17 protein-coding genes are annotated in these 14,675 nt (G+C 67.3%); 9 read left to right on the plus strand and 8 right to left on the minus strand.

Annotated features, from left to right (window positions below; genetic code table 11):
- Nucleotides 1–10: 10 nt before the first annotated feature.
- Both G6N67_RS13250 and G6N67_RS13255 read right to left on the minus strand, forming a co-directional pair.
- A complete protein-coding gene (locus G6N67_RS13250; protein ID WP_036435083.1) occupies nucleotides 11–409 on the minus strand; it encodes a heme-binding protein in 399 nt (132 codons plus the stop codon).
- Between the two features lie 273 nt (nucleotides 410–682).
- Complete coding sequence (locus G6N67_RS13255; RefSeq protein ID WP_036430846.1) at nucleotides 683–1,120, minus strand: DUF4383 domain-containing protein; 438 nt, start codon at nucleotides 1,118–1,120, stop codon at nucleotides 683–685.
- Nucleotides 1,121–1,281: 161 nt separating this feature from the next.
- Between G6N67_RS13255 and G6N67_RS13260 the strand changes: the two genes are divergently transcribed.
- Nucleotides 1,282–1,713 carry a PPOX class F420-dependent oxidoreductase gene (locus G6N67_RS13260; protein ID WP_036430848.1) on the plus strand — a complete coding sequence of 144 codons (432 nt, stop codon included), beginning with the start codon at nucleotides 1,282–1,284 and terminating at the stop codon, nucleotides 1,711–1,713.
- A gap of 1 nt (nucleotide 1,714) precedes the next feature.
- On the opposite strand, the gene lipE is transcribed toward G6N67_RS13260, so the two are convergent.
- The 4 genes from lipE to G6N67_RS13280 are packed head-to-tail and all read right to left on the minus strand — an operon-like array spanning nucleotide 1,715 to nucleotide 4,460.
- Complete coding sequence (gene lipE / locus G6N67_RS13265; RefSeq protein WP_036430850.1) at nucleotides 1,715–2,950, minus strand: lipase LipE; 1,236 nt, start codon at nucleotides 2,948–2,950, stop codon at nucleotides 1,715–1,717.
- Complete coding sequence (locus G6N67_RS13270) at nucleotides 2,947–3,441, minus strand: peroxynitrite isomerase (RefSeq protein ID WP_036430852.1); 495 nt, start codon at nucleotides 3,439–3,441, stop codon at nucleotides 2,947–2,949. Before G6N67_RS13270 ends, lipE begins: the two co-directional genes overlap by 4 nt.
- A gap of 33 nt (nucleotides 3,442–3,474) precedes the next feature.
- Nucleotides 3,475–4,110 carry an SRPBCC domain-containing protein gene (locus G6N67_RS13275; RefSeq protein ID WP_036430854.1) on the minus strand — a complete coding sequence of 212 codons (636 nt, stop codon included), beginning with the start codon at nucleotides 4,108–4,110 and terminating at the stop codon, nucleotides 3,475–3,477.
- Nucleotides 4,107–4,460, minus strand: coding sequence for an ArsR/SmtB family transcription factor (locus G6N67_RS13280; protein WP_036430856.1), 354 nt, complete (start codon nucleotides 4,458–4,460; stop codon nucleotides 4,107–4,109). Before G6N67_RS13280 ends, G6N67_RS13275 begins: the two co-directional genes overlap by 4 nt.
- 196 nt (nucleotides 4,461–4,656) lie before the next feature.
- On the opposite strand from G6N67_RS13280, the gene G6N67_RS13285 reads away from it, so the two are divergent.
- The gene (locus G6N67_RS13285; protein ID WP_036430858.1) at nucleotides 4,657–7,848 is read left to right on the plus strand and encodes an ATP-binding protein; all 3,192 of its coding nucleotides are present in this window, start codon (nucleotides 4,657–4,659) and stop codon (nucleotides 7,846–7,848) included.
- Here the strand turns inward: G6N67_RS13285 and G6N67_RS13290 are convergent.
- Nucleotides 7,828–8,496 carry a class I SAM-dependent DNA methyltransferase gene (locus G6N67_RS13290; RefSeq protein WP_036430860.1) on the minus strand — a complete coding sequence of 223 codons (669 nt, stop codon included), beginning with the start codon at nucleotides 8,494–8,496 and terminating at the stop codon, nucleotides 7,828–7,830. The two genes, G6N67_RS13285 and G6N67_RS13290, sit on opposite strands and share 21 nt — an antisense overlap.
- A 2-nt stretch (nucleotides 8,497–8,498) precedes the next feature.
- On the opposite strand from G6N67_RS13290, the gene G6N67_RS13295 reads away from it, so the two are divergent.
- The 5 genes from G6N67_RS13295 to G6N67_RS13315 all read left to right on the plus strand — a co-directional run bounded on the left by G6N67_RS13295 (nucleotide 8,499) and on the right by G6N67_RS13315 (nucleotide 12,692).
- On the plus strand, nucleotides 8,499–8,966 hold the full coding sequence (locus G6N67_RS13295; protein ID WP_036430863.1) for an ATP-binding protein: 468 nt from the start codon (nucleotides 8,499–8,501) through the stop codon (nucleotides 8,964–8,966).
- 10 nt (nucleotides 8,967–8,976) lie between these two features.
- Nucleotides 8,977–9,516, plus strand: coding sequence for a hypothetical protein (locus G6N67_RS13300; protein ID WP_036430866.1), 540 nt, complete (start codon nucleotides 8,977–8,979; stop codon nucleotides 9,514–9,516).
- 93 nt (nucleotides 9,517–9,609) lie between these two features.
- Nucleotides 9,610–10,989 carry a PepSY-associated TM helix domain-containing protein gene (locus tag G6N67_RS13305; RefSeq protein WP_036430869.1) on the plus strand — a complete coding sequence of 460 codons (1,380 nt, stop codon included), beginning with the start codon at nucleotides 9,610–9,612 and terminating at the stop codon, nucleotides 10,987–10,989.
- Nucleotides 10,982–11,470 carry a copper chaperone PCu(A)C gene (locus tag G6N67_RS13310; RefSeq protein ID WP_036430871.1) on the plus strand — a complete coding sequence of 163 codons (489 nt, stop codon included), beginning with the start codon at nucleotides 10,982–10,984 and terminating at the stop codon, nucleotides 11,468–11,470. Before G6N67_RS13305 ends, G6N67_RS13310 begins: the two co-directional genes overlap by 8 nt.
- Nucleotides 11,463–12,692 carry a Dyp-type peroxidase gene (locus G6N67_RS13315; RefSeq protein WP_036430874.1) on the plus strand — a complete coding sequence of 410 codons (1,230 nt, stop codon included), beginning with the start codon at nucleotides 11,463–11,465 and terminating at the stop codon, nucleotides 12,690–12,692. The genes G6N67_RS13310 and G6N67_RS13315 overlap by 8 nt, the downstream gene beginning before the upstream one ends.
- Here G6N67_RS13315 and G6N67_RS13320 read toward each other — a convergent pair.
- Nucleotides 12,670–13,485, minus strand: coding sequence for a class I SAM-dependent methyltransferase (locus tag G6N67_RS13320; RefSeq protein WP_036430876.1), 816 nt, complete (start codon nucleotides 13,483–13,485; stop codon nucleotides 12,670–12,672). The genes G6N67_RS13315 and G6N67_RS13320 overlap by 23 nt on opposite strands.
- Before the next feature lie 61 nt (nucleotides 13,486–13,546).
- On the opposite strand from G6N67_RS13320, the gene G6N67_RS13325 reads away from it, so the two are divergent.
- Together G6N67_RS13325 and G6N67_RS13330 are read left to right on the plus strand one after the other, a co-directional pair.
- A complete protein-coding gene (locus G6N67_RS13325; protein WP_036430878.1) occupies nucleotides 13,547–14,215 on the plus strand; it encodes a GNAT family N-acetyltransferase in 669 nt (222 codons plus the stop codon).
- Nucleotides 14,216–14,330: 115 nt separating this feature from the next.
- Nucleotides 14,331–14,636, plus strand: a complete 306-nt coding sequence (locus tag G6N67_RS13330) for a hypothetical protein (RefSeq protein ID WP_036430881.1) — start codon at nucleotides 14,331–14,333, stop codon at nucleotides 14,634–14,636.
- Nucleotides 14,637–14,675: the final 39 nt, after the last annotated feature.

Consider the following 14,675-nt stretch of genomic DNA (forward strand, 5'->3'; position numbering starts at 1 on the left):
CTGCCAACTGCTATCCGGCCATGAACTCCTCATAGGCCGATGCCAGCTCCGGCGACAGCGCGGTCACGTTGCAGGTGCGCTGCGCTTCGCCGATCGGCGCGAGGATGCCGCGCAGGTCGTAGTACTCCTGCGGATTTGCCGTGAAGTAGCCGCGCAGGGTGGCCGAAGCCTGGTCGCGCGGCTGCGTCATCGCGGTGCTGACCGCCTGGTTGGCGCCCGGGTGGGTGTCGAGGTACGAACGCGCCGCACCCGTGGCCGAGCTGACGGTGTTGGCCAGGCCGCTGGCGCTGCAGTCGGGTGCCGCGCTTGCGGTAGGCGCCCCGATCATTGCTGCGGCCACGCCGCCGAGCAGGCCGGACGCGCAGATTCCGGCGATTCCCCGACGCGCGGTGATACCAGTGGATTTCATGATCATTTCCTTTTGGGTCGCGATTTGAGTCGCTGAATTCCCCGCCCGAATCGAACGTAACCGTCTCTCGCGCGAGCAAACGCGGCGTGCCCCGCGGACCTGCTACCAGCGGAGAAGCGTTACAGCGTGCGGAAGTGAATTAGGCCTCAATCGCAAGCTCTTTCGACTCGAGATCTTGAAGATTCTCAGAGTTGCCGAGGCGCCCTTAATTGATCGTGATCTGCACGGTGACCGAATTGTTATCGGTCGGAGGTGCCAGCTAATCGCGCGCCATCACCGTTTGGCACTTAGCTCGGCCAACGAGTTGCGCAGCCCGCCGTCCCGGCGGATCTGCACCGCGGCCACCGCGTACATCACCGCGGCGGTAACCAGGTGCACGATCGCGTCGGTCGTGTTGTTGGGGAAGGCAAAGATGTAGGCGACCTGGTTGGAGAAGAACGCCCAGATTCCCGGTAGCGCGCCTGCGGTCGCGGCCAGCAGCAGGTACAGCACCGCCCAGGATTTTCGCCGGCACAGCACCAGGCCCGGGCCGAACAGGGCGAGGCCCGCGACGGCGTGCCAGCCGTTGTAGTCCATGCCGAGAAGCTGGACGGTCGGAGCGTCGGGGCCGGTCGCGAAGCTCGGTTCGAGGATGAACCCGACGATCGCCTGGACCACGTGAACCACCGAGATGATCAAAAGCCCCCACTGGGCGAAACTCCATCGCCGCATGTTTCGGACGCTACGTCTACTACAGCGTGTAGTCAACGGTTCATCAGGTGTCGACGCCGTCGGGCCGGGCGGCGTCCTGCGTCAGCGCGCGCCTGCGCAGCAGTTCGGCGCGGTCGTCGCGCAGTGGAATAGGGGCGTGCGGCCGTGAGTTGCCCATCCATGTGACCGCCACCACGTTCGATCCACGTGTTCTGCTCGCCGAGGCCCGGTTGGGCGTGCTCGCCACCATTAAAGCCAACGGAATGCCGCAGCTGTCGCCGGTCACCCCGTATTACGACCGTGACGCGGACGTGGTCTACGTGTCGATCAGGGCGGGGCTGGCCAAGACCGCCAACCTGCGCCGTGATCCGCGGGCCGCCGTCGAGGTGACCCGCGACGACCGGTGGGCCTGGGCGACCGCGGAAGGCTCGGTGACCCTGATCGGCCCAGGCTCGGATCCACACGGCCCCGAGGTCGAGGCGCTGGTCGACTACTACCGCGCCGCCGCCGGTGAACACCCCGACTGGGACGAGTACCGGGCGGCCATGGTCTCGGATCAGCGTGTGTTGATGGTGCTGACGGTGGAGAAGGTGTACGGCCAGCAGCTGCGCTGAGTCAGCGCTGCGGAATCTCGGCCGCGATGCGGTCCAGCACCGCGGGGTAGCGGTTGGCCTCGCGGTGTGCACCCGGCTTGCCACTGCTGACGATCGCCGCGGACAAGGCGCGGGCCGGGTCGGCCCACACCGCGATGTCGACCAGGCCGGTGTGGCCGAACGCCGATGCGGTGTTGCGGCCGAATGGACCCCACCGCTTGCCGCCCAGCATGTAGCCCGTGCCCCAGCGCATAGGCTTGAGGCCGGTGGCGACGTCTGGGCGCATCCGGCGGGCCGGTTGGATTGCGGCGTAAAGGGTTTCGGGCTTCATGATGCGGATGCCGTCGAGTTCGCCTCCGCGGCGCAGGATCTCGGCGAACCGCGAGAGCTCGTCGGCGTTGGACACCGTGCTGGACGACGGCACGACGCTGGTGAGGAACAGCGGCGTGTTGCTCAGCGGGATGATCCGGTCGAGCGTTCCGCCGACCGCGGCGCGGAACGCCGCGGCGATCGGTGGCGGCAGCGGCTTCCCGGTGGGATGGCTCGGGGCGACCAGCGGAACCTCGTCGGGGGTGACGCCGTAGTTCGTCCACCGGAACCCGAGCGGGTCGAGGATCTCCTCGGCCAGGATGTCGCGGATGTTGCGGCCGGTGGCCGCCGAGACGATCTCGCGGATCAGTGGGCCCCACGTCAGGCCGTGGTAGATGTGCACCAGCCCGGGACGGTAGACGGGCTTGAGGGCGCCCAGCTGTTCGCGCGTGTACTCGCTGTCGTTGACGCGTGTGACGTCCGGGCGGGGACCGGTATGGATGGGCACGCCCGCGCTGTGCGTGACGACGTGCCGGATGGTGGTGCGGTCCTTGCCGTGGCTCGTGTAGCCCGGCAGGTAGTCGCACACCCGGTCGTCGAGTGAGAAGTGCCCGCGTTCGACGAGCATGTGCACGACGGTCGTGCTGACGGCCTTGGCGGCCGAATAGACGCAGAACGGCGTTTGCGTTGTGACGTTTATCTTTTCGGCGTCGGGTGCGTCGTCGGGGCCGTTGCCCCAGCCATGCCCGATCGCGCGGTTCAGCACGACTTTGCCGTTGCGCCGCAGGCACACCTGGATCGCGGGATGCATGCCCGCCCGGTACCAGTACCGCACCGACTCCCAGATGCGGTCGATGGCCGCCGGGTCGATGTCGGAGTGGTCCTCGTCGCCGATGTCGGTGACCGCGTCGAGGTCAGCGGGTACTGCGATCCTGCCGTCTGTCGTCATGCCTGCTTCCTGCGTAGCGTTGCGGCCAGGTGGTGTTGCAGCGGTTGCCCGACGGCCCCCATGCGCAGCGTATAGGTCAGTTCGTCACCGGCGACGCGGACCGAACGGCTCAGCGCCGTAACGCTTTTTGCGGATGCCGTGAGCCCGATCGCCGTCGCGGTCAGTTCCATCTCGATGGTGCCGCCGTCGACGACGAGGGTGCCCTCCTGGACCTCGGTGATGCCCGTGGGGTGGGCCAGCACCCATTCCACCCGGCCCGGTGACGGTGCCCTGAGGTAGCCGGTTTCCGCGTGCAGCGGCCGTCCGTCATCGCGCGCCCTGGTCCGCTGGCTGTACGCCAGGAACAGCTTGCCGACGTGGCCGAACGTGATCTCCTCGGCGTAGCCGAAGCCTTCGATCGTCGGGTATTCACCGTCGCCCGGACCTGCCCACGTGCCCAGCAGGGGAGCGAGCACGGCGATGCCGGGATGCAGATCGGGGCTGTCGATCACATGGCCAGGGTACTTGCCGGGTGATCGGTCGGGTCAGCCCGCGGTGTAGGCCGCCCGGGTGCGGTCTGCCGCGGCGCGGGCCTGCGCGGGATCCTCACCTGCGGCCAGTGCGGCCTCATACCAGCGTTCGCCGGCAGTCGACATGAACGTGCGGCCCTCTGCACTGGCGGCCCACGCCGCGCCCTCTTCGGGCGTGATGCGGGCGCCGCCGCCGAGATAGCCGGCGAGGCCGAGAAGTGCGGAGTCCCAACCGACTCCGACCGCCCCGGGGCCGAACTGCAGCCAGAACTCGTCATGGTCGTCGGCGTGCATGATGTGGTCGAGCGTGAACGTGGCACGGTCGTCGGATTCCGGCGTGATGCTGACCTCGACCCAGCTGGTGGCACCCATGGCTTCCCAGGTCGTGGTGAACGTGCGGGGTGGGTCGCAGCTCAGCACCTCGCCCGAGGCGTTTCCCTCCAGCTGGAACCGGCCGCCCACCCGCAGGTCGCCCGTGATGGGCAGGAACCAGCGCGGGATCCGCTCGACGTTGGTGCATGCGTCCCACAGATCGACGGCATCGGTGTCGTAGGTCTGGCTGACCGTCACGACGCGCGCCTCGCGGGCCTCGAACGTCTTGCGGCCCACGCTGCGGCGTACGTCGTTGAGCTGGCGTTGGATGTCGATCACGGGGAGGCCTCCTTGTTCGTGTTTTTTCGGCGTTCTCGTTTGCCGCGCGCGATCTCGGTCGCCAGGGCATCCAGGCGGGGCGTCCAGGTGCGCCTGAACCGCTCCAGCCATTCGTCGACCTCACGCATGGGTGTGGTGTCGACGCTGTACAGGCGACGGGTGCCTTCTGCTCGAACGCTCGCAAAGCCGTTGTCCCGCAAAACCTTGAGGTGCTGCGAAACCGCCGGCTGGCTGATCGCGAACTCCGCTCGGATCACCTCGGTGATGGCGCCGGACGACTTCTCGCCCGACTGCAGGAGCTCCAGGATCCGCCTGCGCACCGGATCGCCGAGGATGTCGAACGCGTGCACCGGATGATACTAAAAGGAATGACTTATATAAGTCAAGGCTGTTACTTGCCCGTCGTGCGTGACTGTGAGCCTGCCGGGAGGCGCTGAGGGCTGGCGGCGAGTAATTCGAGTTCGCGTCAATAGCGGCGTTTCGTGCTGGTGAGAGCTCTATTGTTGGGCGGTCGGGGCAGTCCTGCCCCGAGGAGGGTGGCGTGCCATGGCGCCCGCTCTGGCGTGCACGACGTGCGGCGCTGAATTGCGGTCGGGCGCGAAATTCTGTGATGAGTGCGGTGCGCCTATCGCGATGCGAGCTGTTACGCCGGCCGAGTACAAGCAGGTGACGGTGCTGTTCGCCGATGTCGTGCGTTCGATGGATATCGCGGCGGCAGTGGGCGCGGAGCGGTTGCGCGAGATCATGTCCGAACTCGTCACCCGGTCCTCGGCGGTGGTGCGGCGCTACGGCGGAACAGTCGGAAGCTTCACCGGCGACGGGATCATGGCGGTCTTCGGAGCGCCAATAGCGTTGGAAGACCACGCACTTCGCGCCTGTTTGACCGCACTGGGCATCCAGGACGAAGTGGCAAGACTGGCGGTCGACATTCAACGTCACGACGGTGTGGACCTTCGACTGCGCATCGGCCTCAACTCCGGACAGGTGGTAGCTGGTGAGATCGGTTCGGGCGCTTGGAGATACACCACTATTGGTCAACAGGTCGGGCTGGCGCAGCGGATGGAGTCGGTTGCCCCGCCCGGCGGGGTGATACTCAATGAGTCCACCGGCCGGCTCGTTGAGGGCGCCGCGGTGCTTGCCGAACCGGTAATGGTGCACATCAAGGGCTCCGATCAACCCGTCTGCACCCGCCGGTTGTTGGGCGTGTTGGAACGACCTCGCGGTGGGGCGCGCACTGAGTCGCAGCTTGTCGGTCGGCGCCGGGAGATGGCCGCGGTCGAGGGCCTGCTGGAGCGTGCCGTCGACGGGCATGGCGCGGTCGTCGCCGTGGTGGGGACAGCTGGGATAGGCAAGAGCCGACTGGTGCGCGAGGTCTCGACGATGGCAGCCGTCCGCGATGTCGACGTGTTTTCCGCGTTCTGTGAGTCGCATGCCGCCGATGTTCCGTTCCGTGTGGTGGCGCGGCTGTTGCGGGCGACCACAGGGGTGGGCGAGTTGGAGAGGCCGGCTGCTCGCGCGCAGGTGCGAGCTCAAATCCCCGGCGCCGACCCCGAGGACATGTTGCTGTTCGACGACCTGTTGGGTATCGCCGATCCCGACGTGGTGCCGGCGAAGATCGATCCGGATGCGCGACGTCGGAGATTGACCGCACTGGTCAATGCCGCGTCGCTGGCCCGCGGGGCCCCGGCTGTCTACATCATCGAGGATGCGCACTGGATTGACGAGGCCAGCGAGTCGATGCTGGCCGAGTTCCTCACGGTGATCCCGCAGACGCCCTCGCTGGTGCTGATCACCTACCGCCCCGAGTACCGGGGAGCGCTGAGCCGAGTCGCCAATGCTCAGACCATCGCCCTTGCGCCGCTGACTGGTCCGGAGACCACCGCACTGATCGCGCAGCTGCTCGGCGCGGACCCATCGGTCGGCGAGTTGGCCGCCATGGTCACCGCAAGGGCCGCCGGTAACCCGTTCTTCGCTGAGGAGATGGTGCGCGACCTGGCCGAGCGCGGGGTGCTGCACGGCAACCGCGGCGCCTATCTGTCGACGGCAGATGTTGGTGATGTGACTGTGCCGGCCACGCTGCAGGCGACCATCGCCGCGCGCATTGACCGCCTTGACCCGTTAGCCAAGCGCACGCTGAACGCGGCGGCAATCGTCGGCTCTCAGTTTGGCCTGCAGTTGCTCACCGCAGTCGGAGTGGAACCTGTCGTCGGTGACTTGGTGGCGGCCCAGCTCATCGACCAGGTCAGTCCTTCCGTGCAAGCCGAGTATGTGTTCCTCCACCCGCTGATTCGATCGGTGGCCTATGAGTCACAGCTCAAATCGGATCGTGCCGAGTTGCACATGCGCGTCGCCGCTGCGATCGAATCGGGCGACCCATCGGCGGCCGAGGAGAATGCCGCGCTGATCGCCCAACATCTCGAGGCCGCAGGCGATCTCCGCGCAGCCTATGGCTGGCACATGCGCGCGGCAGCGTGGGCGACCAGCCGCGACATCGTCGCGGCGCGGCGCAGTTGGGAGTGGGCCAGAACGATCGCGGACTCATTGCCCACCGATGATCCGAACCGGGCAGCCATGCGCATCGCCCCTCGCACGATGTTGTGCGGGACCGCCTATCGGGTCCGCGTCAACGTCGGCGACGCCCACTTCGACGAATTGCGGCAGTTGTGCACCGCCGCCGGCGACAAGGCGTCGCTGGCCATCGCCATGGCAGGCCTGGTGATCGACCACGCGTATCAGGGCCGGGTCCGTGAGGCGTCGGGCCTGGCATCGGAAACCATGGTCCTCATCGAGTCGCTCGGCGATCCGACCTTGACGGTGGGGTTGTCCTACCCGGCGATCTACGCCAAGTTCGAGTGTGGGCACTGGCCTGATGTGCTGCGGTGGTCACAACGGGTAATCGAGCTGGCCGAGGGTGATCCGTTCAAGGGCAACTTCATCTTCGGATCCCCGCTGGCGCTGGCCTTGACGTCGCGAGCGATGGCCCGCTATTACCTGGGACTACCCGGATGGCGCGAGGATCTGCGCCACGGCCTGGCCGTGGCCCGCAGCGCCGACCCCGTGACGTTCGCCGCGGTCGGCGTCTTGAGTTACTGCTCAGGAATCTCCAATGGCGTGTTGGCTGCCGACGATCGCGCGGTGCATGAGATCGAGGATGCCCTGCGGATTGCCGAACGATCCGGAAACGACTATGCGCTGGGCTTCGCCCGGATGTCGTTGGGCGTCGCGCTGGTGCACCGTCGAACGGCTGTGGAGCATGACAGCGGCCGGACGCTGCTGGCCGAGGTCAGCGACGTGTTCGCGCGTGATGCACATAACCTCGGAGATCGACCGCTCGTCGACGTGTACGAAGCGCGGGAAAGGGCTCGGCGTGGAGACGCCGACGAGGCGGTTCCACTTATGCGCGCCGCGGTCGACCAACTGGTGCGCGAGGGGCAGCTGCTGGCGTGGGGCGTTTCTGCAACGGGTGTTCTGGTCGAGACACTGCTGGACCGCGGAACCGAGAGTGACATGCTCGAAGCCGAGGCTGCGATCGACCGCCTGAGTGCCACGCCGGCAGATCAGGGCTTGGTGCTGCGTGATGTCTGGCTGCTGCGGATGAGGGCATTACTCGCGCGGGCTCATGGCGACGAGGTCACCTACCTGGACTTGGTGAATCGCTACGGCGCCTTGGCGAGATCGCTTGGGTTCGAGGGGCATATCGCGTGGGCCGAGGCGATGTCACCCAGCCTGAACGGGTGATCGCCGCGCGATCACAAAGGCCTGGTCGGCAGTCTCGGCGAGGCCGGGCAGGCGGCTGCGGGTGGCCGTCGTGTACACCGTGAAGCCGGCCGCGCGCAGTGCGTCGTGCACATCGGCGACATCGTGCCGCAGGAATTCCATCGACACCTTGCGGCCGAAGGCTTCGTCGAAAGTCAGTGTGGGAGCGCCGGTCTGAAAGCCCAAGAGCAGCCAGCCGGGATCGGCGAGCACGCGGGAAAACTCCTCGAACAGCGCGGGCAACACGTCGACGGGGGTGTGGATGATCGAATACCAGGCACTGACGGCGGCGAAGGACGCGGCGGGGTGCGGCAATTCCCGCATGTCGGCGACGCGGAAGGACAGGTGCGGGTACCGGTCCCGGGCGATCGCGACCATGGCAGGAGAGCCGTCGACGCCCTCGGCCGAAAGCCCGCAGCGCGCGAGCGCCGCGGCGGCCTGCCCGGGCCCGCACCCGGCATCGAGCGCGCGGTCGCCGCCCGACCGCAACACGAGTTCGGCGAACGATGCCACGAAATGCTGGTCGAAAGGCCTGGCCTCGAAGTCGTCGGGGAACATCTCGGCGTACTCGGTGGCGATCAGCTCGTACTGGTCGTACACGGTGAGCCACAGTAGCCAGGGAGACTGCACACATGACCGCAATCCTGATCACCGGCATGTCGGGCGTGGGCAAGTCCACCGTCCTGACCGAGCTCGCCAGACGTGGCCATGAAACGGTCGACACCGACTACGGCGACTGGATCCATGTGGTCGGTGGTGAACCGTTGTGGCGGGAGGAGCTCATCGACAACCTGCTGGACCGGCCCCGTGCCGGCCCGCTTTTCGTGCAGGGCACCGTTGCGAACCAGGTGCGGTTCTATCCGCGGTTCGATGCCGTGGTGCTGCTGACCGCACCGCGCGACGTGATCTTTCACCGGCTGCGCACCCGGACCGGCAACGACTTCGGAAAAACCGCTGATCAACTGGCCAGGATCGGTCGCGACCTCGAGGAGACCGAACCACTGCTGCGGGCCGCCGCGACGCACGAACTGGACACCTCCGGTCCGCTGGAAACGGTCGGCGCTGCGCTCATGAAGATCGCCGAACTCGCCGGGCGGTAAGGTTCCGCAGGTGAGCACCCCTGCCGACCACGCCGCGCACCTGCGTGGCGCGCTGGTGGGGGCGTGCTCGGCCTTGACCGCGACGGTGGCGCACACCGCGGCCGGCGGCGCTGCGCCGTCGAGCAGCCCGCTGGTGGTGCTGGTGATGCTGTGCGCGACCGTCGGCGCAGCTGTCGGCGGCTTCACTCCTGAGGCCAGGCACACCCGCACGGCGCTGCTCATCGGGGCGCTCGGCGCGGGGCAGGCCCTCGGGCACGTGGCACTCACGATGGCAAGCGGTCACCACCACGCCGCCACGCTCAGCGCGCCCATGCTGGGCCTGCACATCGCCGCGGCGGTCGGGTTGAGCCTGCTGATCGGTCTCGCCGAGTACCTCTATGTCGTCGTCGCCTCGGTGCTGTGCTGGCTGCGGATCTTCAGCGCAGGCCGGATCCGGCCACCGGCCCGCGAGGTGTGGTGGCCGTCGAATGTGGTTGTGGCGCGGCCAGTTCTGCTGCGCGCCGGGCTGGGAATGCGGGCACCGCCAGTGGTGTCCACTGCGGGCGACTAGCACCCGCAATCGCTTCATGTGAGCCCGTCGGTCACCGGCGGGCTGCTGCCCGTTGCGCGCCAAGGCGCGCTCCCCTCAAGCGAAAGCATTCTCATGACCACGACCCCTGACGATCAACTACGCACAGAATCCCCACCCGTCAAACCTCACACCATCCGCCCGCTGCTGGTCCGGCTGCATTTCTACGCCGGCGTGTTCGTGGGCCCGTTCATCCTGATCGCAGCCGTCACCGGGCTGCTGTATGCGCTCATCCCGCAGATCGACAACATGGTGTACCGCCACGAGCTGACGGTCGACCACGTCGGGCAGCAGCGGTTGCCGCTCGCCGACCAGCTCGCCGCGGCCCGCGCAGCACATCCCGAAGGCGCTGTCGAGAGCATCCGGCCACCGGTCGAACCCGACGACACCACGCAGGTACGCCTGACCGTCGATGATGTACCGCCCGACTACTCGCGCACCGTGTTCGTCGATCCATACACGGGTGAGGTGCGCGGAGCGTTGACCACGTACGGGCAGTGGATGCCGCTGCGCGCGTGGTTCGACGAACTGCATCGCAACCTGCACCTCGGCGCCGTCGGGCGCAACTACAGCGAGCTGGCTGCCAGCTGGATGTGGGTGATCGCGTTGGCCGGCCTCGCGCTGTGGCTCATGCAGCGCCGCTCGTCGGCCAAGAGTGTCGTGGTGCCGGATCGGTCGGCGATCGGTCGTCGCCGGACACTGTCGTGGCACGCCGCGGTGGGGGTGTGGACGGTCGTGGTGCTGCTGGCCCTTTCGGTGTCCGGCATCACGTGGTCGCGGTACGCGGGCCAGACCGTCAACAGCATCCAGGCGCAGCTGAACACCACGGCGCCCAGCGTGGACACGGCGTTGGGCGGCGGTACCGCCGCAGCCACGTCGCATCACGGGCACGGCGGCGGCGAGACCAAGCTGCACGGCGTGGACACCGTCTTGCGCACCGCCGAGTCGGCTGGGCTGCAAGGCCCCATGTGGCTGTACCCGCCGACGGAATCGGGCCAGGCCTGGCAGGTTGCCGAGCGAAAGCGCGATTGGCCGACCCGGTATGACGCCATCGCGGTCAATCCGGAGTCGGGCGCGGTCACCGACCGGGTGGACTTCGCGCAGTGGCCGCTGCTCGCCAAGCTCACCGAGTGGACGATCGAGGCTCACATGGGCCTGCTCTTCGGCATCCCCAATCAGATCGTCTTGGCACTCACCATGATCGGGCTGATCACCGTCATCGTCCGCGGCTACCGCATGTGGTGGCAGCGTCGCCCCACCCGCGGGTCGGACTGGGCTGTCGGCCGTCCGCCGGTGCGCGGCGCGATCCGCCGGCTGCCCCCGCTGGGCATCGCGGCGCTGACCGTTGTCGCGATCGCCATCGGGTGGTGCCTGCCGTTGTTCGGGCTGAGCCTCGCGGCGTTTCTGGTGGTCGACGTGATCGTGGCGGTTCGGAAGCGAGGCGCAGATGCGTAGGGCAGCAGTGCTTCTCATTGCGCTCGCGGTGGCCGGATGTACGCGGAGCCATCAAGAGGAGAAGATGGCGGAGGCCGTGTCGGTCAGGGATCAGTGGGCCAGCGCCGCGGAATCGGGCATGACGGCAGTGTTCGGCATGTTCGAGAACTCGGGTCACCACGACGCGCACGTTGTGTCGGCGACGTCGCAGGCCGCGGGCATGGTCGAACTGCACGAGGTGGTTCCCGACAGCACTGGCGCAAAGACCATGCGGCCCAAGGACGGTGGCTTCACCATCCCGGCCGGTGGCTCGCATGAACTGGTTCCCGGCGGCGACCATCTGATGTTGATGGATCTCAAGGCGCCGTTGCAGCCGGGTGCCGATGTCACGGTTACCGTGGTGTTCGAGGACGGTTCGACGCTCCCCGTGACGGCACAGGTTCGCGACTTCGCCGGTGGCAACGAGAACTATCAACCCGCCGCACCGCACGACCATGGTTGACCGGTCGTCTCTGAAGGTCAACCGGCGGCGCCTCCTCACCGGGGGTGCCGCCGCGTTGGCCGCAGGTGCCGTCCTCGCCGAATCCGGGGCGGCTCATTCCGCAACGCTGCAACAGGGTTTCGGCGTCGACGTCGAACCGTTCCACGGGCCGCACCAGAGCGGGATCGCCACCGCACCGCAGGCCCACGCGTCGTTCATCGCGTTCGACGTCAAGGCCGGCGGTGGGCGCAGCGAGCGCGATACCGTCGCCGCGATCCTGCGGTTGTGGACCGCCGATGCGTCCCGGCTGACCCGGGGAGCGCCGGCACTGGCCGACACCGAGCCCGAACTTGCCACGCGCCCAGCAAGATTGACCGTGACAGTCGGTCTGGGCGTGGGTCTGTTCGACCGGATCGGACTGGCGTCGGCACGCCCTCGATCAGCCCGAGAGCTGCCGGTGTTCGCGGTGGACCGGATCGAGGACCGGTGGTCGGGTGGTGATCTCATGTTGCAGATCTGCGCCGACGATCCGGTAGTCGTGGCGCATGCCATCCGCGTGCTGACCAAGAACGTGCGATCGATGACGGTGCAGCGCTGGCGACAGACGGGGTTCCGCAACGCGCGCGGCGCCGATCCGCGCGGCACCACGATGCGCAACCTGATGGGGCAGGTCGACGGCACGGTGAACCTCGCGGCCGGCGAGTTGGACGAGCTGGTGTGGCTGGACGACGCCGATGCGGGCCTGGCCGGCGGCACGCTGATGGTGCTCCGGCGCATCGCGATGCAACTCGACACCTGGGACGAACTGGACCGGCAGAGCAAGGAATTCACAGTCGGGCGCACGCTGGACACCGGCGCCCCGCTGACGGGGCACCGCGAAACGGACGAGCCGGATTTCGCGGTGACCCGCAACGGTATTCCGGTGATACCGCAGAATTCGCACATCGCGCTGGCCCATCACCGGGACAGTCGGGAGCGGTTCCTGCGCCGGCCGTACAACTACGACGATCCACCCGCCGCGGGCCAGACGTCCGACACCGGGCTGATCTTCGTGACGTACCAGCGCGACATCGACACGCAATTCCTGCCGGTGCAGCGGCGGCTCGCCGAATTCGACGCGCTCAACCAGTGGACCACCGCGATCGGTTCAGCCGTGTTCGTCGTGTTGCCCGGTGTCACCACGCCCGACGGATACCTGGGTCAGCGACTGCTGGAAGGGGCTAGCCCAACCGGAACAGGTTGAGCTTGTAGCTGTTCACAGCCGGGCCTGCGATACGTGCCAGCGCGGGCAAGCCGTACCGGTAGCGCGCCGGCCAACCGCGACCGACTTCGGGTTGCGGGGTTGCGAAGGTGCGGCTGTCGAGCAGCTGCATGCCCCAGCTCTCGAGCCGCTTCGGTTCTTCGCAAACCCACTGCATGCGGGCCGTCACGGCTTTCATGGACCCGTTGCGCTCCTGGTTGCGCATCATCACGGCGCCGCCGGTGTCGAACGCGAGCAGTGCACCCGGGAAGCGTTCGGCGAGTTGGGTTACCACCGTTCGCGCCTGGTCTTCGGTGAAGTAGACCAGCACGGCCTCGATCACGAACAGATATGGCTCGGGTGCCTCGGCTGCGGTGTCGAACCAGTCGGTTTCCAGGACCGACCCGGACACCATCGTGCAGCGGTCCCGGTCGGTGAAGAAGCGCCTGCGCAGCGCGATGGTGTCGGGCAGGTCGACGTCGAACCAGCGGACGCTGCCGTTGTCCAGCCGGTCGAATCGCGTGTTGAGGCCCGTGCCGATGTCGACGACGGTCCCCGCGGGATGCTCACGCAGGAACTGCCGCACCCAGCCGTCGAAGATCGCCGAACGCAGCACCGAACCTGACAGCGACGGTCCCTTGAAGCCGCTGAAGTCGTAGTCGATCCCGTCGACGAGCTCGACGGCCCGGCGGTCGTTGAGCACCGAGCGGCGAGCACGTGCATCGCGGGCCCGGCCGTAGAGCGGGATCAGCAGAGTTTCCTGAATTTCGCCCAGTCCGGGCTCAACCCTCGTCACAAAGAATTAGGGTACCCTAACTAGCTTACGAGCGGGGGGTTGCTGCTCTACGCTCACTGGCATGACCGATCACGACAAAGCCGCGGCGCGGCGCGAAATCGCCGATGCTCTGCTCAATGCGCTGAACCGCCGCCACGAGGTGCTCGACGTGATCGTGGAGGCCGACGATCGCAAAGCCGCCGTAGACGCCGTCGCGCAACTGCTCGGCACATCGCATGCCGCTGCGGACGCCGTCGTCGGGCTGTCCTTCGACCGCATCACCAAGGAATCTCGCCGCAAGATCGCCGCGGAACTCGACGATCTGAACAGTCAGCTCAGCTTCACCGTGCAGGAGCGGCCGGCAAGTTCCGGTGAAACCCTGGTGCTGCGGGCGTTTTCCGCGGAGGCCGACCGGGACATCTTTGCCGCGCGCACCGCTGATGTCGGCGCATCGGGCGACGGCTCGGGCGCCCCGGCCGCCGAGGTCGACGACGAGATCCGCGCCGCGCTGAACCGCGTGGACGCCGACGAGGCCGCGTGGTTCGTGGCCCTCGAAGGCGACCAGAAGGTCGGCATGGTGTTCGGTGAACTCGCAGGCGGCGAGGTGAACGTCCGGATCTGGATTCACCCCGATTTTCGCAAGCGCGGGTACGGCACCGCGGCGCTGCGCAAGTGCCGCTCGGAGATGGCGTCCTACTTCCCGGCGGTCCCGATGGTGGTGCGTGCACCTGGAGCGGTGCCGCCGGCCTGAACCGGGTGTAATCGACATGCGGTCGGTAACCTCCTGACCACCGCATTCATCGAAAAGTGGTGTCAGCGCTCACAAATTACTTGGCAGCAGACTCACAGCGGAGGATTATGGAGTCATGCTAACCATACGAAAACTAGCGGGGTCAGTATTCGTAGCGGGAGCCGCAGCGGCCATTGCAGCCGCACCGACAGCCATGCTGCTCGCTGACGCACCTTCATCGATCACTGACATGTCCGGAACCAGCCAGGTGGTCCTGGCCGATCCCGTCGGCGGCGGCGACGCCGGTGGCGGCGGTGGCTGCGACAGCGGTCCCGGCTGGAACGGCTGTGGTGGCTGGAACCCGGTCCAGGGTGGCTGGGGACACGGCTGCTGGAACGGTATCTGCGGTGGCTGGGACGGCCAGCGCGGATGGGGTAACTGACCTTTCAGTGTTGATTCTGCGTTGAGGGCGGAAATTTGC

The sequence above is a fragment of the Mycolicibacterium mageritense genome, assembly GCF_010727475.1.
Taxonomy (GTDB): domain Bacteria; phylum Actinomycetota; class Actinomycetes; order Mycobacteriales; family Mycobacteriaceae; genus Mycobacterium; species Mycobacterium mageritense.

Bases quoted from the DNA above. Each gene is read 5' to 3' on its own strand.
- G6N67_RS13250 (WP_036435083.1), bottom strand. From the start codon at position 409: ATGAAATCCACTGGTATCACCGCGCGTCGGGGAATCGCCGGAATCTGC.
- G6N67_RS13255 (WP_036430846.1), bottom strand. From the start codon at position 1,120: ATGCGGCGATGGAGTTTCGCCCAGTGGGGGCTTTTGATCATCTCGGTG.
- lipE (WP_036430850.1), bottom strand. From the start codon at position 2,950: ATGACGACAGACGGCAGGATCGCAGTACCCGCTGACCTCGACGCGGTC.
- G6N67_RS13285 (WP_036430858.1), top strand. From the start codon at position 4,657: ATGGCGCCCGCTCTGGCGTGCACGACGTGCGGCGCTGAATTGCGGTCG.
- G6N67_RS13295 (WP_036430863.1), top strand. From the start codon at position 8,499: ATGACCGCAATCCTGATCACCGGCATGTCGGGCGTGGGCAAGTCCACC.
- G6N67_RS13305 (WP_036430869.1), top strand. From the start codon at position 9,610: ATGACCACGACCCCTGACGATCAACTACGCACAGAATCCCCACCCGTC.
- G6N67_RS13310 (WP_036430871.1), top strand. From the start codon at position 10,982: ATGCGTAGGGCAGCAGTGCTTCTCATTGCGCTCGCGGTGGCCGGATGT.
- G6N67_RS13315 (WP_036430874.1), top strand. From the start codon at position 11,463: ATGGTTGACCGGTCGTCTCTGAAGGTCAACCGGCGGCGCCTCCTCACC.
- G6N67_RS13325 (WP_036430878.1), top strand. From the start codon at position 13,547: ATGACCGATCACGACAAAGCCGCGGCGCGGCGCGAAATCGCCGATGCT.
- G6N67_RS13330 (WP_036430881.1), top strand. From the start codon at position 14,331: ATGCTAACCATACGAAAACTAGCGGGGTCAGTATTCGTAGCGGGAGCC.